The organism is Clostridium carnis, from assembly GCF_054657435.1.
In genome coordinates this window covers 736499-758168 of sequence record NZ_BAAHYS010000001.1, presented here as the reverse complement: position 1 = coordinate 758168, position 21670 = coordinate 736499, and the positions used below count along the sequence as shown (strand labels likewise).

At 28.1% G+C, this 21670-nt stretch carries 23 protein-coding genes; 21 read left to right on the top strand and 2 right to left on the bottom strand.

The window, feature by feature from the left end:
* Positions 1–31: 31 nt before the first annotated feature.
* The 7 genes from ACYQ1T_RS03650 (at position 32) to ACYQ1T_RS03620 (ending at position 6865) form a co-directional block, all read left to right on the top strand.
* Entirely contained in the window at positions 32–1069 is a 1038-nt protein-coding gene (locus ACYQ1T_RS03650) for a hypothetical protein (protein WP_459831910.1), read from the top strand.
* 103 nt (positions 1070–1172) lie between these two features.
* Positions 1173–1871: an L-ribulose-5-phosphate 4-epimerase gene (gene araD, locus ACYQ1T_RS03645; protein ID WP_459831907.1), complete on the top strand. Its 699-nt coding sequence runs from the start codon at positions 1173–1175 to the stop codon at positions 1869–1871.
* Between the two features lie 24 nt (positions 1872–1895).
* The gene (locus ACYQ1T_RS03640) at positions 1896–2759 is read left to right on the top strand and encodes an L-ribulose-5-phosphate 3-epimerase (protein WP_459831905.1); all 864 of its coding nucleotides are present in this window, start codon (positions 1896–1898) and stop codon (positions 2757–2759) included.
* 2 nt (positions 2760–2761) lie between these two features.
* Positions 2762–3583 carry a transketolase gene (locus ACYQ1T_RS03635; protein ID WP_459831902.1) on the top strand — a complete coding sequence of 274 codons (822 nt, stop codon included), beginning with the start codon at positions 2762–2764 and terminating at the stop codon, positions 3581–3583.
* A 1-nt stretch (position 3584) separates the two neighbouring features.
* Positions 3585–4508: a transketolase family protein gene (locus ACYQ1T_RS03630; RefSeq protein ID WP_459831900.1), complete on the top strand. Its 924-nt coding sequence runs from the start codon at positions 3585–3587 to the stop codon at positions 4506–4508.
* A gap of 151 nt (positions 4509–4659) precedes the next feature.
* Positions 4660–5301 (top strand): fructose-6-phosphate aldolase, encoded by a 642-nt coding sequence (gene fsa / locus ACYQ1T_RS03625; protein WP_459831898.1) that lies wholly within the window; start codon positions 4660–4662, stop codon positions 5299–5301.
* Positions 5302–5653: 352 nt separating this feature from the next.
* A complete protein-coding gene (locus tag ACYQ1T_RS03620; RefSeq protein WP_459831895.1) occupies positions 5654–6865 on the top strand; it encodes an IS256 family transposase in 1212 nt (403 codons plus the stop codon).
* Positions 6866–7129: 264 nt separating this feature from the next.
* Here the strand turns inward: ACYQ1T_RS03620 and ACYQ1T_RS03615 are convergent, their stop codons facing one another.
* Positions 7130–7960 carry a Cof-type HAD-IIB family hydrolase gene (locus ACYQ1T_RS03615; protein ID WP_459831892.1) on the bottom strand — a complete coding sequence of 277 codons (831 nt, stop codon included), beginning with the start codon at positions 7958–7960 and terminating at the stop codon, positions 7130–7132.
* Positions 7961–8109: 149 nt separating this feature from the next.
* Between ACYQ1T_RS03615 and ACYQ1T_RS03610 the strand changes: the two genes are divergently transcribed.
* The 4 genes from ACYQ1T_RS03610 to ACYQ1T_RS03595 all read left to right on the top strand — a co-directional run bounded on the left by ACYQ1T_RS03610 (position 8110) and on the right by ACYQ1T_RS03595 (position 10521).
* Positions 8110–9195, top strand: coding sequence for a conserved phage C-terminal domain-containing protein (locus tag ACYQ1T_RS03610; protein ID WP_459831889.1), 1086 nt, complete (start codon positions 8110–8112; stop codon positions 9193–9195).
* 233 nt (positions 9196–9428) lie between these two features.
* Complete coding sequence (locus ACYQ1T_RS03605; protein ID WP_459831886.1) at positions 9429–9971, top strand: sigma-70 family RNA polymerase sigma factor; 543 nt, start codon at positions 9429–9431, stop codon at positions 9969–9971.
* A gap of 58 nt (positions 9972–10029) precedes the next feature.
* Positions 10030–10251, top strand: a complete 222-nt coding sequence (locus tag ACYQ1T_RS03600) for a DUF1659 domain-containing protein (RefSeq protein ID WP_459831884.1) — start codon at positions 10030–10032, stop codon at positions 10249–10251.
* Positions 10252–10302: 51 nt separating this feature from the next.
* The gene (locus ACYQ1T_RS03595) at positions 10303–10521 is read left to right on the top strand and encodes a DUF2922 domain-containing protein (protein ID WP_459831881.1); all 219 of its coding nucleotides are present in this window, start codon (positions 10303–10305) and stop codon (positions 10519–10521) included.
* A gap of 454 nt (positions 10522–10975) precedes the next feature.
* Here the strand turns inward: ACYQ1T_RS03595 and ACYQ1T_RS03590 are convergent, their stop codons facing one another.
* Positions 10976–11545 (bottom strand): sigma-70 family RNA polymerase sigma factor, encoded by a 570-nt coding sequence (locus ACYQ1T_RS03590; RefSeq protein WP_459831879.1) that lies wholly within the window; start codon positions 11543–11545, stop codon positions 10976–10978.
* A gap of 456 nt (positions 11546–12001) precedes the next feature.
* On the opposite strand from ACYQ1T_RS03590, the gene ACYQ1T_RS03585 reads away from it, so the two are divergent.
* The 10 genes from ACYQ1T_RS03585 (at position 12002) to ACYQ1T_RS03540 (ending at position 21669) form a co-directional block, all read left to right on the top strand.
* On the top strand, positions 12002–12679 hold the full coding sequence (locus ACYQ1T_RS03585) for a YveK family protein (RefSeq protein ID WP_459831876.1): 678 nt from the start codon (positions 12002–12004) through the stop codon (positions 12677–12679).
* Positions 12680–12690: 11 nt separating this feature from the next.
* Positions 12691–13341, top strand: coding sequence for a CpsD/CapB family tyrosine-protein kinase (locus ACYQ1T_RS03580; RefSeq protein ID WP_459831874.1), 651 nt, complete (start codon positions 12691–12693; stop codon positions 13339–13341).
* A gap of 11 nt (positions 13342–13352) precedes the next feature.
* Positions 13353–14126 (top strand): tyrosine-protein phosphatase, encoded by a 774-nt coding sequence (locus ACYQ1T_RS03575; protein WP_459831871.1) that lies wholly within the window; start codon positions 13353–13355, stop codon positions 14124–14126.
* 126 nt (positions 14127–14252) lie between these two features.
* On the top strand, positions 14253–16037 hold the full coding sequence (locus ACYQ1T_RS03570; RefSeq protein WP_459831868.1) for a polysaccharide biosynthesis protein: 1785 nt from the start codon (positions 14253–14255) through the stop codon (positions 16035–16037).
* Positions 16038–16077: 40 nt separating this feature from the next.
* A complete protein-coding gene (locus ACYQ1T_RS03565; protein ID WP_459831865.1) occupies positions 16078–16662 on the top strand; it encodes a NeuD/PglB/VioB family sugar acetyltransferase in 585 nt (194 codons plus the stop codon).
* A 6-nt stretch (positions 16663–16668) separates the two neighbouring features.
* Complete coding sequence (locus ACYQ1T_RS03560; protein ID WP_459831862.1) at positions 16669–17280, top strand: sugar transferase; 612 nt, start codon at positions 16669–16671, stop codon at positions 17278–17280.
* Positions 17281–17323: 43 nt separating this feature from the next.
* A complete protein-coding gene (locus ACYQ1T_RS03555; protein WP_459831860.1) occupies positions 17324–18226 on the top strand; it encodes an NAD-dependent epimerase/dehydratase family protein in 903 nt (300 codons plus the stop codon).
* The gene (locus tag ACYQ1T_RS03550) at positions 18223–19434 is read left to right on the top strand and encodes a glycosyltransferase family 4 protein (RefSeq protein ID WP_459831858.1); all 1212 of its coding nucleotides are present in this window, start codon (positions 18223–18225) and stop codon (positions 19432–19434) included. The genes ACYQ1T_RS03555 and ACYQ1T_RS03550 overlap by 4 nt, the downstream gene beginning before the upstream one ends.
* A 24-nt stretch (positions 19435–19458) precedes the next feature.
* Positions 19459–20520, top strand: a complete 1062-nt coding sequence (locus ACYQ1T_RS03545; protein ID WP_459831855.1) for a polysaccharide biosynthesis protein — start codon at positions 19459–19461, stop codon at positions 20518–20520.
* 18 nt (positions 20521–20538) lie between these two features.
* Positions 20539–21669, top strand: a complete 1131-nt coding sequence (locus ACYQ1T_RS03540; protein ID WP_459831852.1) for a polysaccharide biosynthesis C-terminal domain-containing protein — start codon at positions 20539–20541, stop codon at positions 21667–21669.
* The last annotated feature ends 1 nt before the right edge of the window (position 21670 follow it).

Sequence of the window (21670 nt, the reverse complement as noted above, 5' to 3'; positions counted from 1 at the left end):
TAGAAATAGTAGTAATATAGGGGGAAGGAATATGAAGTTTGAAAAGAAGTTTCTTACTAATTTGCATAGATGTTATGCAACAAGTAGTACAGTTGTAAATGGAGAAAGACATATTTTATTAGCAACAGAAGGAGAAGGACCTTGCTATAGCTATACAGGAGAGGACTTTAAGCAAAGTACAGTATGGGATGGACCAGGTGGAACAATGTCAATGATACCTGTACCAGGGAAAAATGGAGACTTTTTAGCAGTACAAAACTTTTTCCCAACATTCCAATCAGAAAATGCAACTATAGTATGGGCAAAGCCAACAGAAAATGGAGCTTTTGAGGTTAAAACTTTATTTAAAATGCCATATCTTCACAGATTTGATATATTAACAGCTGGAGATAAACATTATTTCTTAGGTGCAACTTTATGTACAACAAAGGAATTTAAAGATGATTGGAGTAATCCAGGTAAGATATATATAGCAGAAATTCCAGAGGATTTAAATACTCCATTTGAATTTAAGGTAATTAAAGAAGGTTTAACTAAAAATCATGGATATTGTAGAACAACATGGAATGGAAAAATGTCAGGTTTAGTTACTTCAGAAGAAGGAGTATTTTTAGTAACACCACCACAAAGTGAAAATGAAGAGTGGTTAGTAGAAAAAATAATGAATAGACCAACAAGTGATATAGCTGTTGTAGATATAGATGAAGATGGAGAAGATGAATTAGTTACAATAGAAGACTTCCATGGAGGAAACTTCTTAATTAATAAGAAAATTGATGGTGAATATAAGGTTGTATATAAATATCCAAAGGAAATGGATTTTGGACATGTAGTATGGGGAGGAAAACTAAGAGGAATCCCAACTATAATTGGTGGTTACAGAAGAAATGAAAAAGAATTATTTATTATACAATGTGAAGATAAAGAAAAACTTACATTTAAAACACAAGTTATAGAAGCTGGAGTAGGACCTAGTAATGTAGCTGTAGTAAATGAAGAAGATAGAGATATTATAATATCAGCAAATAGAGAACTTGGAGAAGCAGCTCTATACTTTGTAACAAAATAATAGACATGAAACTTGGGGGTATAAGAGCTTTTTTATAAGTAAAGTTCTATACCTCTAAATTTAGGAAAAAAATAGGTGATTTAAATAAAAAGGAGGAAAAATTATGTTAGAAAATTTAAAAAAAGAAGTTTATGAAGCTAATATGTTACTTCCAAAATATAATTTAATTACATTTACATGGGGAAATGTTTCGGCAATTGATAGAGAAAGTGGACTAGTTGTAATTAAACCTTCAGGTGTGGAATATAGCGAAATGAAGCCAGAAGATATGGTTGTTGTAGATCTTGAAGGAAATGTTGTAGAAGGAAAATACAAACCATCATCAGATACACCAACTCACGTAAGACTTTATAAAGAATTTAAAAATATAGGTGGAGTTGTTCATACACATTCAAGATGGGCAACAATCTTTGCTCAAGCTGGAAAAGGAGTAGTACCTTATGGAACTACACAAGCAGATTATTTCTATAATGAAGTTCCATGTACAAGAGCAATGACAAAAGAAGAAATAGGAACTAATTATGAATACAACACTGGAGAGGTTATAGTAGAAACTTTTAAAAATTTAAATCCAGAATTTGTACCAGGAGTACTTGTTAGAAATCATGGGCCATTTACATGGGGTAAAAATGCTAACGATGCAGTTCATAATGCAGTAGTATTAGAAGAAATTGCAATGATGGCTTGGAATACAGAGGTATTAACAGGATATAATGTTCAAAAAATGCCACAAGAACTTATGGACAAGCATTTTATGAGAAAACATGGTCCAAATGCTTACTATGGTCAAGGTACAAATTAAAACATAGCTTTAGGAGGAGTTTACATGAGAAAAGATTATATGTTAGGTCTTTATGAAAAATCAATGCCAAATACATTAACCTTTAAAGAAAAGCTAGAATGTGCTAAAGAATGTGGCTTTGATTATATGGAAATAAGCATAGATGAAACAGATGAAAAATTATCAAGACTTGATATGACTAAGGAAGAAAAATTTGAAATAGTAAAAGCTATGTTTGAAGTTGGAGTTCCTATAAGAACAATGTGTTTAAGTGGGCATAGAAAATATCCACTAGGAAGTATAAATGAAGAAACGAGAAATAAAGGTTTAGAAATAATGGAAAAGGCTATAGATTTAGCTTATGACCTTGGAATTAGAATAATTCAAATAGCTGGATATGATGTTTATTATGAAGCAGGTAGCAAAAAAACTAGAGAATTATTTTTAGAAAACCTAAAAAAATCAGTGGAAATGGCAGCTAAAAAGGGAATAATATTAGCCTTTGAAACTATGGAAACAGAGTTTTTAAATACAGTAGAAAAAGCTATAAAATATGTTAATTTAATAAATTCTCCATATCTTCAAGTCTATCCAGACTGTGGAAATGTAACAAACGCAGTATTAGATAGTGATAAAACAGCTTGTGATGATTTTATTACTGGAAAGGGACATTTAGCAGCTGTACATTTAAAAGAAACAGTACCAGGAAAGTTTAGAGAAATAACATTTGGTACAGGTCATGTAAATTTTGAAGAAATAATAAAAACCTCATGGAACCTTGGAGTTAGAAAGTTTACAGCAGAATTTTGGTATGTTGGAAATGATAATTGGAAAGAGGTTATTAAAAATACAAGAGAATTTATGAATAGTAAATTTCAAAATGCATTAGATAAAGGGGAGGGAAAATAGAATTGAATAAAAATCTTTTAATAAATACATCTAAAGAAGTTAGAAAGAATATTATAGACATGATTCATAGTGCAAAATCAGGACATCCAGGTGGATCATTATCTTGTGCAGATATAATAACATATCTATTTTTCGAAAAAATGAATATAGATGTTAATTATCCTAAAATGGAAAGTAGAGATAGATTTGTTTTATCAAAAGGACATGCAGCTCCAGCTCTTTATAGTGTTCTTGGAGAAAAAGGTTTTTTTAATAAAATAGAATTCAATGGTTTAAGAAAAACAGGAGCATTATTACAAGGTCATCCAGATTCAAAACATGTACCAGGAGTAGATGTATCAACAGGATCGTTAGGACAAGGTATATCAAATGCTGTTGGTATGGCTTTAGGACTAAGGTTATCTAATGAAAATAGCAAAGTATATTGTCTTTTAGGTGATGGAGAAATACAAGAAGGATTAGTTTGGGAAGCTACAATGTGTGCAGCTCACTATAAACTAAATAATTTAGTAGCAATTTTAGATTATAATGGACTTCAAATAGATGGTAAAAATGATGATGTAATGAGGATATCTCCAGTAAAAGAAAAGTTTGAAAGCTTTGGATGGCATGTACTTTCTTGTGATGGACATAATTATGAGGAAATAGATAAAGCTTTTAAGGCTGCAGATGAAGTAAAGGATAAGCCAGTTATGATAATAGCTAAAACAATAAAAGGAAAAGGTGTTAGCTTTATGGAAAACCAAGCAGGCTGGCATGGACAAGCACCTAATGATGAGCAAAGAGATTTAGCAATAAAAGAAATAGAAAGTTTGGAGGTATAGTATGGGAAAAGCAACTAGAGAATCCTATGGAATAGCATTAGCTAAACTAGGGAGAGAAAATAAAGATATAGTAGTTTTAGATGCAGACCTTTCAAAATCAACTAAGACAAATGTATTTTTAAGCGAATTTCCAGAAAGGTTTTTTAATGTAGGAATAGCAGAACAAAACTTAATGGGAGTAGCAGCAGGGTTATCTAATGTAGGTAAAATTCCATTTGCAAGCACTTTTGCTGTATTTGCAACAGGAAGGGCTTTTGAAATAATAAGAAATTCAATTTGTTATCCGAAACTAAATGTAAAAATAGCAGCAACACATGCAGGTATAACAGTAGGAGAAGACGGAGGCTCACATCAATCAATAGAAGATATTGCTTTAATGACAGCACTTCCAAACATGACAGTAATAGTTCCAGCTGATGATAAGGAAGCTATGGCAGCTGTAGAGGCAGCCTCAAAAATAGATGGACCAGTTTATTTAAGATTTGGTAGATGTGCAACGGAAGATTTATATGATGAAAATTATAAGTTTGAAATTGGTAAAGGTTCCACTCTTGTAGAAGGAAATGATATAACAATTATTGCAACGGGAATGATGGTATCAAAAGCTGTAGAAGCATCAAGAATCCTTAAGGAAGAAGGAATTAATGCAAGAGTAATAAATATGGCTACAATAAAGCCAATAGATGAAGAAATTATTATAAAGGCAGCTAAAGAAACTAAAGGAATAGTTACAGCAGAAGAACATTCAATTATTGGAGGACTTGGAGAAAAGGTAGCTTCAGTAGTTTGTAAATATGCTCCAACTAAAGTTGAAAAGGTTGGGATAAATGATGTTTTTGGAGAGTCAGGAACTCCAGATGAATTAATGGAAAAATACAAATTAACAGCTAAAGAAATAGTATTTAGAGTAAAAACTATTCTTTAAAAAGTAATATTAGTTTTTTATGTGGAGTATTACAAGATATATATAAAGTAATATTAATATAATTTTAAATAAAAGCAATATCTAGATAACTTAAAGTAAGCTAGATTATTAGTTTTACAATAAAATAATAAATATTTAGGGAGGATTTTAAATGAAAATTTTTATAGATACAGCTAATGTAGAAGAAATAAGAAAAGCAAGTGAACTTGGAATATTAGCAGGGGTTACTACAAACCCATCACTAATAGCTAAAGAAGGAAGAGACTTAAAAGAAGTAATAGAAGAAATTTGTAGTATAGTTGATGGACCTATAAGTGGAGAGGTTATTTCATTAAATCATGAAGATATGGTACTAGAAGCAAGAGAAATAGCAAAACTTCATAAAAATATAGTAGTAAAAATACCTATGTGTGAAGAAGGATTAAAAGCTGTAAATATACTAAGTAAAGAAAAAATAAAAACAAATGTAACACTTATATTTTCACCATTACAAGCATTACTTGCAGCAAGAGCTGGAGCAAGTTATGTTAGCCCATTCTTAGGAAGATTAGACGATATAGGAAACAAAGGAATAAATATTATAGAAGAAATATCAGCAATATTTGAAATACACAATATAGAAACAGAAATAATTTCAGCAAGCGTAAGAAATCCAATTCATGTATTAGAATGTGCAATGGCAGGATCACATATTGCAACAATTCCATATAACGTAATAATTCAAATGCTTAAACATCCACTAACAGATATAGGAATAGAGAAATTCTTATCAGACTACGAGAAGTCAAAATAATTAAATTGAAGTAGGAAACCAATAAAGTACTTATGTTATGGTATGCTATATTGCCTAGCTGGAAGTTTAATAATTATGCAACCTATATGGAGTTATAATGGGTGGGTATTATATACTACGTATAGCAAGATACTATAAAGATAAAAATAAAAGTAAATTATAGAATTTAATTAAAATAAGGCTATCGAATCAAAAAGATATAGATACGATATAGTGTTTAAATAAACTTAACACTATAAAATATTGTACCTAAATTTGAGCATGTAAATAATTTTGTGTAAACTGAATAAGGGAGACTTCTTCTTGGCGATAATTAAGATAATAATTAATTAACAGGAAGGAGTCTTTTATTATGTCAGATTTATCAAAAGAATTATTAAGAGCTTATATTAATGAACAAAATTTCACTAATCCTAACGAGGTTCTATCTTCATTAAAAGAATTATTTAAGGATGTATTACAAGAAGCTTTAGAAGCTGAGTTAGATGAAACTCTTGGGTACGGAAAGCATGAAGTAAGTGAAAAAGTGAATAGTAGAAACGGATACTCCAAGAAAACAATTAAGACAGAACTAGGAGAAATAGCATTAAACATACCTCGCGACCGCAACGGCGAATTTGAACCACAAATAGTACCAAAGCATCAAAGAAACGTTAATGGCATAGAAGATAAGATATTATCCCTTTATTCTAAAGGAATGACTACTAGAGACATATCAGAGCAAATAAAGGAACTATATGATGTTGAAATAAGTGCTGAAACAGTATCTAATATAACTAATAGAATTTTACCATTAGTGTCTGAATGGCAGAATAGACCATTAGAAAAGACTTATTCATTTATTTTTATGGATGCTATTAATTATAAGGTTAGAGATGATAAACGCGTGGTTGTTAAAGGTGCATATGTAGTTATAGGCGTTGATTTAGACGGAAATAAAGAAGTTTTAGGAATATGGATAGGCGTTAATGAAAGTAGTAAATTTTGGCTTTCAGTACTTAATGACCTTAAGAATAGAGGAGTTCAAGATGTTTTAATATTCTGTGTAGATGGGTTAAATGGCTTCAAAGAAGCTATCGGAGCTACTTTCCCATTTGCTAAAATTCAAAGATGCATAATACATCAAATAAGATCAAGTATGAAGTATGTACCTTATAAAGATAAAAAAGCTTTTGTTGCTGATTTAAAAACTATTTATACAGCTGTAACCGAAAGCGAAGCTATGGAAAATCTTATAGATGTAAAAGAAAAATGGGTTAACAAATATACTAATGCAATAAAAAGTTGGGAAGACAATTGGGATAACTTGAGTACGTTCTTCGAATTTTCACCATATATAAGAAAAATAATTTATACAACTAACGTTATCGAAAGTTTAAATAGCCAATTTAGAAAAGTTACCAAGACTAAACTAATATTTCCTACTGATGAAAGCCTATTAAAAATGTTATATTTAGCTACTGAAAGAGTTCATGCTAAATGGACTAGAAGTTATGCAAACTGGGATTTAGTTATCAATGAATTAAAAATAATATTCTCCGATACTTTTTCAAAAGGAGCATAAAAAAAACTTCAACAAAGGTTTCCAAATGTCAAAGTTCTTTTAAAAGAAATCTTCTATCTACCTATATTATTCACCTTAATTGGTGAATATATACAATGACTTGAAGACACAATATAAATCAAAATTTCTTTAATTATTTCTAAGAAGAAATTTCAGATACACAAAGTTTTTTACAGCCTCTATTGTACCTAAATTTTCTTGTAAGATAGCCTTAATTTTTTTATTTAACTTAATAGAAAGTATATTACTTAATTAAAAAAGGAGTTATATATATTTTAAAATTGCTTTTGCAACTCCACTTTCTTCATTAGTTGAAGTGATATCGTTAGCTACTTCTTTAACTATATCAAGGGCATTACCCATAGCAACTCCAACACCTGCATATTGTATCATTGATATATCATTTTCAGAGTCACCAATACACATAACATTAGATGCGTCAATTCCAAGGGTGTCAGCTAAGTAGGCAACAGCACTTCCTTTAGAAGAATTTCCATTCATTATTTCAAAGTTATTAGTTCCAGAACTAACTACATGAAGCTTTTCACCAAAGGTTTCCTTTAACTCTTCTTTACAGGCAAGAAGCTTTTCTTTATCAAAATCTTCTATAACTATACCTTTTATTATCTTGCCATCAAGCTTTTTAATGCTTTCAGTTAAATCTTCATTAATTACAAACTTAACTCTTTCATTTGGAACTAACATTTCATTCATCTTAACATAGGCATGAGTAGATGGAAGATCAGTTTCCCTTAAAACAGTATCCCAAGTATTAAAGTTAATAAATAAATTATATTTTTTAACTATTTCATATATTTTAATTAATACATCTGTTGAAATAGTATTTTCTAAAATAGCAATATCATTATATTTATTTTTAATATAAGCTCCATTAGAAGCAATAACAGGAGCATCTATTCCAATTAAGTTAGAATAATATCTAGCAGAAGCAAAAAGTCTCCCAGTTGTTATAGCTACATTTATTCCCTTAGCTTTAGCTTGTTTTAAAGCATTTTTATTTTCTTCACTAACCTCATGCTTAGAATTAAGTAAGGTTCCATCCATATCAATACATATTAATTTTATCTTTTCCATAAAACAATACCTCGCTTTCTATGAACTATTATACCTCAAAAAAACATTAAAATTATTTTTAAATAAAAAATATAAAAAATTTTTATTAAAATTTCTATATTCTGTGTATTTACCTTACGAAGAGGATTTTATGCAGGGGGAGTGTTAATATGAAATTTAATATATTAGGATTTAATCAAGAAGAGTTAATAAAAATGGACATGGATACAAGTGATGTTTTAATACTTAGATATCTTGTAGACTTTATAGATAGTGGATCAATGATAACAGAAAAAGTAAAGGAAGATATATTTTATTGGATAGATTATTCAAGCTTAATAGAAAACTTACCTATACTTGGACTCAAAAAAGATGGTGTATATAGAAGATTAAAGAAAATGGTTAACAAAGGGGTTTTAAAGCATTATACAAAGAAGGTTGGTGGAACTTTTTCTTTTTATGCTCTAGGAGAAAAATTTAAAAATCTATTAAACAAAGGTAAAGAAGTAAAAAGTAAAAGAAATTCTAAAAAGATAATATCCTTTAGTAAAAACCAAAGTAGAAGTAATCTTAGAAACATAACATTAAATAGTGAAAATGAAAACATCAGAAGTTCTAAAAATGTAACATCAAATAGTAAAAATGAGAATATGAGAAGTTCTAAAAATATAACATCATATAATAATATTCAGGACATCAGAAGTTTCAATAATGTAACATCAAACTATAAACAGAACATTAGAGGTTCTGAAAGAATACCAGCAGAGTATATAGAAAGTGAAACATCAGAAGGTACTAATTTTAATAGGGGGTACGGTGTAAAAAACGATGAGAGTGCGGAATATAAAAGTGAAGGGTTAGGAAAAGAAACCCAAACAAAAGATAATACTAATAAAAATAATTCTATAAAAAATTACACTAATAAAGAAATAATATATATATCAGAAAAAGTTATAGAATATTTAAATAAAGAAGCAAATAAAAATTATAAAAAAGATGATAAAAAAGCAATTTCTTTAATTATGGAACTTTTAAATAAAGGTTTTACAAAAGAAGATTTATTTAGAGTAATAGAAAATAAAACTTTCCAATGGAACAACACAGAATTTCATAAATATTTAAGACCATCAACATTATTTGGGGATAACTTTTATAGATATGTGGAAGAAGATATAGAATTAAAAGGCTTTAATAACTTTAAACCTCGTAATTATGATTATGAAAAGCTAGAATGGCAGCTATTAGGTTGGAGTTAATTGTCTAAAAATGAAGAAAATAAAATGTTGAATAAGAACGTATGTTTGTATATAATGAAACTATAATAAGAATACAACTTTTGTTAAAAGAGAAAGAGGCTATGTTTTAAAGCCTAAATAAAGTAAAAAGTATTTATATAGCAGCAAAAGTTGTCTATAAAAAGATATAAATTAGAAGACTAGATAGGATATAAATAAAGTATATTATTAATAACGTTTAGGGGGAGATGGGAATGATAGAGATAATAAAAAAGGCAAAGGAAGGAAACGTAGATGCAAAGGAGACATTATTAGAAATATTTAATCCTTTAATAATAAGTGTTGGGGAAAGTTACTATATATTTGATTATGATCAAGAAGATATAAGGCAAATTGCAAAGCTTGCAATACTTAAAGGGATAGAATCAATAGATAATGAAAAACTAAAATATTTTCCTGCATATATAGCTAAAATTGTAAAAAATACATTAGCTACTGAAGTTAAAAAAGCTACAAAAAGATATAAATTAATTAAAGAAGATAATGAAGAAGGAATTAAAGAAGAAGCAGTCCATAAAATAGCAATAGAAGATGAGGTAGTAAACAATATAAATAGAGAGAAATTATCAAAGGCTCTTAAGGTTCTAGATAATAAAGAAATAGCTCTATTAAATAAAATATATATAGATAACATAACAATAGCAGAGTATTCAAGAAGCTTAGAAATGCCATATTATAAAGTAATAAATCTCCATAAAAAAATAATAGAAAAGCTATTTTATCTAATGGAATTTTAAAAAACTTTTTCAAAAATAATCACAACTGCATATTTAATAAATGTAGGAGGTGATGAACATGGCAGCAAGTTCAGTATTAACAGGTAATGTAATGTCAATTAAGTACAAGGTAGGAGTAAACGATGAAGGTAAAGATATTTTTAAAACACAAAACTTTAAAAATATCTCAGCTGATGCTACAGATGATAATTTAATCGGATTATCAGATGGAATAGGCGCACTTTTAGACCATACCGTTGGAACTATCAAAAAGCAACAAACTTTCTTAATAACTAGATAAATAAAAGCTAGAATTTAAGAAGAAAATAAAATATAAAAGGGAGGGGACCATATGTTAGAAAGAACAGTTGTAATGTCTTTCAAAGACGAAAGCGGAAAAAAGCTTAACTTATCAGTTAAACATGTTAAAGAGGATGTACAAGACAGTGATATATCTTCTTTAATGGATAACATTATAACAAATAAGTTAATAAAAACAGAAGCAGGAGATCTTAAAGAAAAAGTAGAAGCCCAAGTAGTCACAAGAGAAGCAACAAAAGTCACAATGTAAGTGAAGCTCCAAATCTTTGATTTGGTTAGCTGAACTTACTCATCTGAACGAATGTGAAGAGGAGTTTCATATAAAAAGCTCCAAATCTTTGATTTGGTTAGCTGAACTTAAATGACACTCAAAATCTAAGATTTTGCAAGTGGAATTTACTCATTGGAACGGATGTGAGAAGGAGTTTCCTAAAATTATGTGAAGAGGAGTTTCATATAAAAAGCTCCAAATATTTGATTTGGTAAGAGGTATAATTTTTATGGTGTTGTTACATTATATATGTAGCAACATCATTTTTATTTTTTATAGAAATATTTAAAAATTATGATATAAAATACATAAGAAATTTTTATAAGAAAAATTAAGCTGTGTCATAAAAGATATAAATGCAATATAGAGTTTTAAAATAAACTTAAAACTAAAATATTGTATTTTAATTTTATTATGACACAGCTTTTTTATTTTATAGTAAGGATATCTTTAATTTTCTTAAAGCTGACTTTTTAATATTGCAGCAAGTATAATAGTCCTTCCCAGTATCCCTACAATATTTAGAAAGATTAGTTTTAGTGTTTGAATAATATAAATAAGTTATAATTTCCTGCTCTTCAACAGAAAGAGTTTTAAGAGCAACATTTAGTCTTTCAATTAACATATCTTGAAGAACAGAATTTTCTACATCTACATTATCTAAAATACTATGTCCCAAATCTTCTCCAGTTGGGCTAGGCGCATTAAGACTACATTCAGAATTGTATCTTATTTCTCCTCTACAAAGATATCTAAAGTTATTTATCATAGTCCACTGTACATAAGATGAAAAAGCAGATATTCCTTTATTCATATCAAATTTATTTATTGCCATTAACAAATTTGTAATTCCTATTTGAATTAAATCATCAAAGGTTCTCTCTCTTAAATAAATCTTTTTAGCTTCCTTTAATATTAGTGGATAATATAAATTTATTAGTTCTTCTTTTGCAGTAGAATTCCCAGCTTTAGCTAAAGTAAGTACTTCATGTAAGTTATTCATATAAATTTCCTCCTTTATAATTAGCATTTCATAAAGTAAATACTCCAATATAAGAGAAATTAATAAAAATAAATATAAAAAATTTACACTGAAATTAATACTATAAATAATAGAAAAATAACCTAATTAATAAAAAAAATATATATATTTTATTAATTTATAAAATAAAGTATTTTTTTAGTAATTAATTTCATTCAAATGAAATTATTGGATTGTCAAAAAACCTTGATAAAAATGTAAAAATATGATAAACATAATAAGTAGAAGTTAATAAAAAATTAATGAAATATACAAAATTATAATATATACTGCATTATTATGTAGAAATTAAATTTAGTTTTACAAAAATATAACGAAAATTTAATTAATATAATATAAATTAACAAAATTTATAAAAGAAATTTACAGAAGAATATTAATTGTTAAGAAAATTATAAAATTGGGAGGAAATATATTTTGGAAGAACAAGTTATACGTATTGATGAAATTTTAGAAGTTCTTAAGAAAAGGTGGAGATTTATTGTAATAGTAACATTATTAGCTACATTAGTTTCAGCAACATTGAGCTTTTTCATGATTAAACCACAATATGAAGCAAGTACAAAGGTTTTTATAGGTAAAGAAGAAGGAGAAAATCAAAGTTATAATCAAAGTGATGTATTAATGTATCAAAAGCTTATGAAGACATATTCAGAGGCTATAAAGACAAGGGACTTAATTTCAAATGCTACAAAGAAAGCTAAGGTTGATTTAAAACCAGAAGAAGTACTTTCTAATTTAACAGTGGTACATGTAGCAGATACACAAATATTACAAATAAAGTTTAAAAGTAAAGATCCTAAAGAAGCAGCAGACTTAATTAAGGCTATTACAGATGAATTTATTAATATATCAATGGAATTAGTTCCTAATGGAAATATAAAGATTATAGAAGATGTAACTTTACCAGAAAGGCCAGTTAGTCCTAATAAAAAAATGAACATTGCAATAGCACTTTTATTAGGATTAATCATAGGTATAGCATTGGTTTTCTTATTAGAATTCTTAGATAACACCTTTAAAACAAAGGAACAATTAGAAAGAGAATTAGATATACCTGTAATTGGAGTAATTCCAACTATAGATGAAGAATAAGGGGTAGAAAAATGTTTATAGTAGAAAAAGAGCCAAAAGCAATTGCATCAGAAAGTTATAGAACACTAAGAACTAATTTGCAATATTCCTCCTTTGATGAGGAATATAAAACAATAGTAGTAACAAGCTCAGAACCAGGAGAAGGTAAGTCAACAACAGCAGGAAATCTTGCACTTAGCTTTGCTCAAGGTGAAAAAAGAGTTATTTTAATAGATTGTGATTTAAGAAAGCCATCAATACATAAGAAGTTTAAAATTTCTAATACAAGTGGTTTATCAGATGTGTTAATAGGAAAAGAAAAAATAACAACAGCAGTTCATAGATATAATCAAAATATGTTTGTATTAACATCAGGGAAAATACCACCAAATCCATCAGAAATGCTTGGTTCTAAAGCTATGACTAAACTTTTAGAAACATTAAAGGAAGAATTTGATTACATTATATTAGATGCTCCACCTGTACAAGCCGTTACAGATTCTCAAATACTTTCAATAAAGGCAGATGGAACTATATTAGTAGTTAAAGCGGAAAGTACTAAAAAAGATTCTATTCAAAATGCAATTGGATTACTTAGAAAAGTTAATGCTAATATAATTGGAACAGTTTTAAATGGTGTAGATAACAGTAGAAATAAATATTATTACTATTACGGAGAATAGTAGGTAAAGTTATGGTAGATATACATTCACACTTAATATGGGATATAGATGATGGTTCAAAATCAAAAGAAATGACTCTTAATATGTTAAAAATAGCTGTGGAAAGTGGAACTAAAAAAATAGTTTCCACTCCACATTATATACAAGGTCATTATGAGGTTCCTTATAATGAAGTTAAAAAAAGGATAGAGGAACTTAAAGGTATAGCAAAGAAAAATAATTTAGATATAGAAATATATCAAGGACAAGAGGTTTATTATACAAGTAATATATTAGAAAATTATGAAAATGGATATATAGGAACAATAAACAATTCAAGATATATGCTTATAGAATTTAATATGAAAAACTTTTCTATTTCAGATGTTGTAGAAAACCTTTATGAATTAAAGCTTAAGGGAATAGTTCCAGTAATTGCACATCCAGAAAGATACCATATATTTAAAGATAAACCAACATTGATAAACCAATTTATAAAAGAAGGTTTCTTATTTCAACTTAATACAGGGAGTATAACTGGAGATTTTGGATCAGAAGTTAAAAAAGTAGCAGAAATATTTATAAAGAACAAAATATATAACTTTATAGGCTCTGATGCTCATAGAGATGAAAAAAGAATACCTAATATGATTAATGGTCTAGAAGTCATAAAAAAGATAGATAGAAAATATGCAAGAGAACTAAAAAAATCTGGAGAAAAACTTTTAAATAATGAAGAAATTAATTTTAGTGGAGAATTAATTAAAGAAAAAAAGGGGTTTTTATCAATATTTAGCAAGAGATAATTAAAGTAATATTAAAAAATATTGTAATAAAGAGGAGGGAGAAATATTAAAGATTTAGGTAGATATAAAAAGTCAATATTAATATTAATAGATGCAGTGCTTATAAATTTATCATATATATTGGCTATGTATTTTAGATATAACTATAGTACCTTTAGGGAATTATCATCAAATTATAAAGAAATAGCAATAATAGTAACAATTATATATATAGTTTGCTTTTATATATTTAAGCTATATGAGAGTATTTGGAGTTATGCCAGCATAGACGAATTTATGTTAGCTATAGGTGCTTGTTTAACTGCAAATTTATTAACAATAGCAGCAACTAGTATTATGTCTTATGGTTTTGCTTATGGAGTAAGCATAATTTCCTGTGCTTTTAGCATACTTTTCATATTTGGATTTAGAATATCCTTTAGAATCTACAATAGATTTACCAATATACTAGATTACAATGCCAGTAAAAATCAATTAAAAAGAGCTATGATAATTGGTGCTGGAGAGGCCGCAACCTTAGTTATAAGAGAAATGAAAAACAGCAAACAATGCAAATATTCTCCAATAGCTTTAGTTGATGATGATAAAAATAAAGTAGGCAAAAGTATATTAGGAGTAAAAGTACTAGGAACAAGAAAAGATATTCCTAAAATAGCTAAAGAAAAGAACATAGAAAATATAATAATAACAATTGCAGCTATTGATGAAAATGATAAAAAAGAAATTTTAAATATATGTAAAGAAACAGGGTGCAAAGTTCAAATAGTTCCAAACCTTTATGAAGTTATTGATGGAAAAGTAGCTTTAAATCAAATTAGAGATGTTGATATTGAAGATTTACTTGGAAGAAAGCCTATAGAACTAGATATGAAAGGAATATCAGAATATATAGATGGACAGTGTATTTTGATAACTGGAGGGGGAGGCTCAATAGGGTCAGAATTATGCAGACAAGTTGCTAGATTTAATCCTAAAAGCCTTATTATCTTTGATATTTACGAAAATAATGCTTATGACATACAAAATGAACTTAGATATAAATATCCAAAGCTAAACTTAAAAGTGTTAATTGGATCAGTAAGAGATAAAAAAAGATTAGAGCATATATTTGAAGAATACAATCCAGAAGTAATCTTCCATGCAGCAGCACATAAACATGTTCCACTTATGGAAGATAGTCCAATTGAAGCCATTAAAAACAATGTATTTGGAACCTTTAATGTAGCAGAATGTGCAAATAAATTTAAAGCAAAAAGATTTGTACTAATATCCACAGATAAAGCTGTAAACCCAACAAATATTATGGGAGCTACAAAAAGAATCTGTGAAATGATAGTCCAATCTATGGATAAAATAAGCTCCACACAATTTGTAGCAGTAAGATTCGGAAATGTTTTAGGAAGTAATGGTTCAGTTATACCACTATTTAAAAAACAAATAGCACATGGAGGACCAGTTACAGTAACAGATAAAAATATAACTAGATTCTTTATGACAATACCAGAAGCTACGCAACTAGTACTTCAAGCTGGTGCCTTTGCAAAAGGTGGAGAAATATTTGTTTTAGATATGGGTAAGCCAGTTAAAATATATGACTTAGCATGTGATTTAATAACACTCTCAGGATTTGAACCAAAAGAAGATATAAAAATTAAAGTAACAGGACTTAGACCAGGAGAAAAACTATATGAAGAACTTTTAATGAGTGAAGAAGGCTTAACAAATACAAAACATGAAAAAATATTTATTGGTAAGCCAATCTTTAGCGATATAAATGAATTAAAAAATTCAATGAAAGATTTACATAATATTATTGAAGAAAATAATATTCAAAAGCTAATTTTAAAAGTTGAAGAAATAGTTCCAACTTATGTTAGAAAGCAATTAGATGAAGTTGCAGTAGATGGATAAAAAAGTATAGGGCTTATGGTAGAAAGAGTGTGATGTTTTTATGGAGAATTTATTAATATTAGGTGCTGGAGGCCATGGGAAAGTTGTAGCTGAAGCTGCTGAACTTGAAATGAAATATAATAAAATATCATTTCTTGATGATAGAGAAGATGTAAAAAGAGTTTTAAATTTCGATATTATTGGAAAACTTAATGATTACGACAAATTTTTAGATAATTATAAATATGCATTTGTTGCTATTGGAAACAATAAAAAAAGATTAGAACTTATAGATAAACTTATAAAAGCAGGATTTAAGGTTCCAAAGATTATTCACTCAAAAGCATCAGTAAGCAAATATAGCAATATAGATTTAGGTTCAATTATTTTAGCTAATGCTGTAGTAAATGTAAATGTAACTATAGGAAAAGGTTGCATTATAAACATTAATTCAACCATAGATCACGACTGTAAAATATCAGATGGTGTTCATATTTCATCAGGTGCTGTTATTAGAAGTATGGTGAAAGTAGGAGAATTATCAACGGTAGGGGCAGCAGCTTGTGTTAAATCAGGAAGCATAGTGAAAGAAAAATGTTTTTTAGAAGAAGGAAGTGTTTTTAAGAAAATTTTGAAGGGGGAATAAAAACTTATGAGTAGAATTCTTGATGTTTTAGTTAGTTTTATATTACTAATAATACTATTACCAATATTCTTAGTAGTAGCAATACTAATAAAATTAAATTCAAAAGGGCCGGTATTTTTTACTCAAATGAGAATAGGAAGAAATAATAAGTTATTTAAACTTTATAAATTTAGAACAATGAAGATTGGAACTCCAAATGTAGCAACAGATAAGCTAGGAAATTCACAAAGTTACTTAACTACTGTTGGAAAAATATTAAGGAAAACAAGCTTAGATGAAATTCCACAGCTAATAAATATAATCAAAGGTGATATGAGATTTGTCGGACCCAGACCAGCTTTATATAATCAATATCATTTAAAAGACATTAGAACAGAAGCAGGTGTACATAAATTACTTCCAGGAATAACAGGATGGGCACAAATAAATGGCAGAGACCATAACGATGATTTCCAAAAAACAGAATTAGATAAATATTATTTAGAAAATAAATCTTTTAAATTAGATATAAAAATAGCTTTTATGACAGTTTTTAAAGTTCTTAGAGCGGAAGGTATAGTTGAAGGACAAAAGATACAAATAGAAGCAAGTCAAAGAAAAGATGAACTAAGCATTTAGTAAGTTAAATTAACTATATGAAATGAAAGAAGGTGGTTAGAGAATGAAGAAAATACTTATTACTGGAGCAAATAGTTATATTGGTACAAGCTTTGAAAAGTGGGTAAAGCAATGGCCAGACTCCTATGAGGTTGAAACAGTTGACATGATAGATGGAACTTGGAGTAATAAAGATTTTTCGAAATTTGATGTTGTATTTCATGTAGCAGGAATAGCTCATGTTTCTACAGATCCTAAAATGGAAGAGTTATATTATAAAGTTAATAGAGGTCTTACTATAGAAGTTGCTAAAAAAGCAAAAAATGAAGGCGTTAAGCAATTTGTTTTTATGAGTAGTATTATTGTTTATGGTGATAGTAGTCATATAAGTCACAAAAGAGTTATTGATAAAAATACAGTACCTAAGCCAAGTAACTTTTATGGTAGAAGTAAGCTACAAGCTGAAGAAGGGATACTTCCATTACAGGATGATAAATTTAATGTAGTAGTTATAAGACCACCTATGATATTTGGAAAGGGATCTAAAGGTAATTATCCAAAACTTGTTAAAATGGCAAAGAAGTTACCGATATTTCCTAATATTAAAAATGAAAGAAGTATGCTTCATATAGATAATCTTTGTGAGTTTATTAGACTTATGATCGTTAATGAAGAAAGTGGAGTATTTTACCCTCAAAATGATGAATATGTTGGAACAAGTGAGTTAGTTAAACTTGTGTCAGAGGCTCATGGAAAGAAGATTATTCTTACAAAAGTATTTAACCCCCTATTAAAGTTAATAGGAAATTTTATTGGAATTATTAACAAAGCCTTTGGAAATTTAGTTTATGAAAAAAATATGAGTGAATATAAAGAGAATTATATAATTAGAGATTTAAGAGAATCGATTAGAGCAACTGAGGTGGAAATTAATGTAGGTGATAATGAAAGAGGTGCAAAGATTTGAAAAAGCATATTTTAGTTATAGCACAATATTTCTATCCAGAGCAATTTAGAATAAATGATATTTGTACTGAATGGGTAAAAAGAGGATATAAAGTAACAGTTATTACAGGTATTCCAAACTATCCTCAAGGTAAATATTATCCAGGCTATGGACTTTTTAAAAAGAGAAAAGAAACATATAACAGTGTTGAGATTATTAGAATCCCATTAATACCAAGAGGGAAGAATGCGATAATGCTTGCATTAAATTATTTATCATTTGTTGTATCTGGATTCTTTTGGAAGGTGTTTACTAGAATAAAAGCTGACTATGTGTTTATATTTGAAGTATCACCAATGACACAGGCTTTACCAGGAATTTGGTATTCGAAAAAAAGAGAAATCCCATGTTATCTCTATGTACAAGATCTTTGGCCAGAAAATGTTGAAATAATAACAGGTATAACTAATAAATACATTATTGGATTAATTGGTAAAATGGTAGATTATATTTATGCTAGATGTACAAATATCTTCACAACATCTATAAGTTTTGTAGATTCAATTGAAAAACGTGGTGTATTAAAAGAGAAAATTAAATATTGGCCACAATATGCTGAAGATTTTTATTTTCCATTAGAGAAAAGAAATATTAAAGAGATTCCCAATAATAACGCTTTTAATATAATTTTTGCTGGTAATATTGGAAGTGCTCAAGGGTTAGATATATTACCTGAAGTTGCAGTGTTACTGAAGAAGAAAAAATTAAAGAAAAAGATTCAATTTAATATTGTTGGTGATGGAAGATATAAGGATAATTTGGTTAAAATGGTAAACTTAAATAATGTATCAGATATATTTAATTTTATTCCAAAACAGCCAGCTATACGTATTCCAGAATTTATTGCATCTAATGATGCAGCTTTTTTAAGCTTGGCAGATAATTCATTGTTTGAAATGACGATTCCTGCAAAACTTCAATCATATATGGCTTGCGGTATACCGATTATTGCTTCAGCTAATGGAGAAACAGCTAGAATAATAAAGGAAGCTAATTGTGGAATTTGTTCTAGTGCTGGAGATGCAGAAAAACTTTCAGAGATTATTAATGAATTAGTAAATAAGCAAGAGAATCAACTAAAACAAATGGGGATTAATTCAAAAAAATATTGTGATAATAATTTTAATAAAGAAAGATTGTTAGATGAAATTGATGGATATTTTAAATAGATTTTAATAGTGGAGGGAAAAGATATGTTTAAAGAAAAAACATTACTTATAACAGGTGGAACAGGTTCATTTGGTAATGCGGTACTTAAAAGATTTTTAAATACAGATATAGGTGAAATTCGTATATTCTCTCGTGATGAAAAAAAGCAAGATGACATGAGAAAAATATATAAAAACGATAAGATAAAATTTTACATAGGTGATGTAAGAGATTTAGCTTCAGTAAAAAATGCTATGCATGGTGTAGATTACATATTTCATGCAGCGGCATTAAAACAAGTTCCATCTTGCGAATTTTTCCCTATAGAGGCTGTAAAGACTAATATAATTGGAACGGATAATGTACTTACAGCAGCTATAGAATATGGAGTAAAGAAGGTAATCTGTCTTTCAACAGATAAGGCGGCATATCCTATAAATGCTATGGGTATATCAAAAGCTATGATGGAAAAAGTTTTTGTAGCAAAGTCTAGAACAGTTTCGGCTGATAAAACAATTATTTGTGGAACAAGATATGGTAATGTTATGGCATCACGTGGTTCGGTAATTCCTTTATTTATTGATCAAATGAGAGAAGGAAAAGACTTAACTTTAACTGATCCTAATATGACAAGATATTTAATGTCTTTAGAGGAAGCAGTGGATTTAGTTTTATATGCTTTTGAAAATGGAAATCAAGGAGATATATTTGTTCAAAAGGCTCCGGCATCTACAGTTAAGGAATTAGCTGTAGCTTTAAAAGAATTATTTAACTCAAGCTGTGATTTTAAAATCATAGGAACAAGGCATGGAGAAAAAACTTATGAAACCTTATTGACAAGAGAAGAGTATGTGAAATCTTCAGATGAAGGAGACTATTTTAGAATACCAGCAGACAATAGAGATTTAAATTATGCTAAATATTTTACAGAAGGTAATGAAGAATTAAAAGATCAATTAGAATATAATTCAGATAATACTAAGAGAGTTTCTGTAGAAGAAATTAAGGAGATGCTTTTAAAATTACCATATATTCAAAAGGAACTAAAAAGTTTTGAAATTATAAGAGATGCAATAGATGAAGTTGCATCAACTAAAAATATTTAGGAAAAAAGAGGTCTTAAAATGAAAAAGGTATTGGTTACGGGAGCAAAAGGTTTTATAGGTAAAAATTTAGTATCTACATTAAAATTGAATAATGATATTGAAGTTAAAACTTTTGATACAGAAGATAATGATAAAACATTAGAAACTTATTTAAAAGAAGTAGATTTCATATTTCATTTAGCAGGAATAAACAGACCTAAAAATGATGAAGAATTTACAGTTGGTAATGTTGGATTAACACAAAAAATAATTAGTAAATTAGAAAGCTTTAATAAAAATATACCAATATTAATTACATCATCTATACAAGCAGAATTAGATAATGCATATGGGATAAGTAAAAAGCAAGCAGAGGAAAGTATTATTGAATATAGTAAGAAGAATTTAGCTCCAGTATATATATTCAGATTACCTAATGTTTTTGGGAAATGGTGTAGACCTAATTATAACTCAGTAGTAGCAACATTTTGTAATAATATAGCTAATGATATTGAAATAACTATAAATGATGAAAATAAAGAACTAGAATTAGTTTATATTGATGATGTTGTTAAAAAGTTTATTTCAACTATGGAAGATTATTTAGAAGAAAATAAAGAAGATATATTAAAGCAATATTATTATAAAATATCAGTAAGTTTTAAAGTTACATTAGGAGAACTTGCAAGGAAAATATATGATTTTAAAGAAAGTAGAAAGACTCTAATGGTACCTAACTTAGAAGATGATTTTACTAAAAATTTATATAGTACTTATTTAAGCTACATTCCAGTTGACAAGTTTAGTTATCCTTTGAAAATGAATATAGATAATAGAGGTTCTTTTACGGAATTTTTAAAGAGTTCAGATAGAGGACAAGTTTCTATAAATATATCTAAACCAGGAATAACAAAAGGAAATCATTGGCATCACACTAAAAATGAAAAATTCTTAGTAGTAAGTGGTCAAGGTGTTATTCAATTTAGAAGAATTGATAGTGAAGAAATAATTGAGTATAAAGTAAGTGGAGAGAAGCTTGAAGTCGTGGATATTCCAGTTGGATATACTCATAACATTATAAATACTGGAGAAACAGATATGGTAACTGTTATGTGGGTAAATGAAATATTTAATCCAGAAAAACCAGATACTTATTTCTTGGAGGTATAAA

What these genes read in the sequence shown, in the direction of transcription:
- ACYQ1T_RS03650 (WP_459831910.1), top strand. Translation starts at nt 32, where the DNA reads ATGAAGTTTGAAAAGAAGTTTCTTACTAATTTGCATAGATGTTATGCA.
- araD (WP_459831907.1), top strand. Translation starts at nt 1,173, where the DNA reads ATGTTAGAAAATTTAAAAAAAGAAGTTTATGAAGCTAATATGTTACTT.
- ACYQ1T_RS03640 (WP_459831905.1), top strand. Translation starts at nt 1,896, where the DNA reads ATGAGAAAAGATTATATGTTAGGTCTTTATGAAAAATCAATGCCAAAT.
- ACYQ1T_RS03630 (WP_459831900.1), top strand. Translation starts at nt 3,585, where the DNA reads ATGGGAAAAGCAACTAGAGAATCCTATGGAATAGCATTAGCTAAACTA.
- fsa (WP_459831898.1), top strand. Translation starts at nt 4,660, where the DNA reads ATGAAAATTTTTATAGATACAGCTAATGTAGAAGAAATAAGAAAAGCA.
- ACYQ1T_RS03620 (WP_459831895.1), top strand. Translation starts at nt 5,654, where the DNA reads ATGTCAGATTTATCAAAAGAATTATTAAGAGCTTATATTAATGAACAA.
- ACYQ1T_RS03615 (WP_459831892.1), bottom strand. Translation starts at nt 7,960, where the DNA reads ATGGAAAAGATAAAATTAATATGTATTGATATGGATGGAACCTTACTT.
- ACYQ1T_RS03610 (WP_459831889.1), top strand. Translation starts at nt 8,110, where the DNA reads ATGAAATTTAATATATTAGGATTTAATCAAGAAGAGTTAATAAAAATG.
- ACYQ1T_RS03605 (WP_459831886.1), top strand. Translation starts at nt 9,429, where the DNA reads ATGATAGAGATAATAAAAAAGGCAAAGGAAGGAAACGTAGATGCAAAG.
- ACYQ1T_RS03600 (WP_459831884.1), top strand. Translation starts at nt 10,030, where the DNA reads ATGGCAGCAAGTTCAGTATTAACAGGTAATGTAATGTCAATTAAGTAC.
- ACYQ1T_RS03595 (WP_459831881.1), top strand. Translation starts at nt 10,303, where the DNA reads ATGTTAGAAAGAACAGTTGTAATGTCTTTCAAAGACGAAAGCGGAAAA.
- ACYQ1T_RS03590 (WP_459831879.1), bottom strand. Translation starts at nt 11,545, where the DNA reads ATGAATAACTTACATGAAGTACTTACTTTAGCTAAAGCTGGGAATTCT.
- ACYQ1T_RS03580 (WP_459831874.1), top strand. Translation starts at nt 12,691, where the DNA reads ATGTTTATAGTAGAAAAAGAGCCAAAAGCAATTGCATCAGAAAGTTAT.
- ACYQ1T_RS03575 (WP_459831871.1), top strand. Translation starts at nt 13,353, where the DNA reads ATGGTAGATATACATTCACACTTAATATGGGATATAGATGATGGTTCA.
- ACYQ1T_RS03570 (WP_459831868.1), top strand. Translation starts at nt 14,253, where the DNA reads ATGTATTTTAGATATAACTATAGTACCTTTAGGGAATTATCATCAAAT.
- ACYQ1T_RS03565 (WP_459831865.1), top strand. Translation starts at nt 16,078, where the DNA reads ATGGAGAATTTATTAATATTAGGTGCTGGAGGCCATGGGAAAGTTGTA.
- ACYQ1T_RS03560 (WP_459831862.1), top strand. Translation starts at nt 16,669, where the DNA reads ATGAGTAGAATTCTTGATGTTTTAGTTAGTTTTATATTACTAATAATA.
- ACYQ1T_RS03555 (WP_459831860.1), top strand. Translation starts at nt 17,324, where the DNA reads ATGAAGAAAATACTTATTACTGGAGCAAATAGTTATATTGGTACAAGC.
- ACYQ1T_RS03545 (WP_459831855.1), top strand. Translation starts at nt 19,459, where the DNA reads ATGTTTAAAGAAAAAACATTACTTATAACAGGTGGAACAGGTTCATTT.
- ACYQ1T_RS03540 (WP_459831852.1), top strand. Translation starts at nt 20,539, where the DNA reads ATGAAAAAGGTATTGGTTACGGGAGCAAAAGGTTTTATAGGTAAAAAT.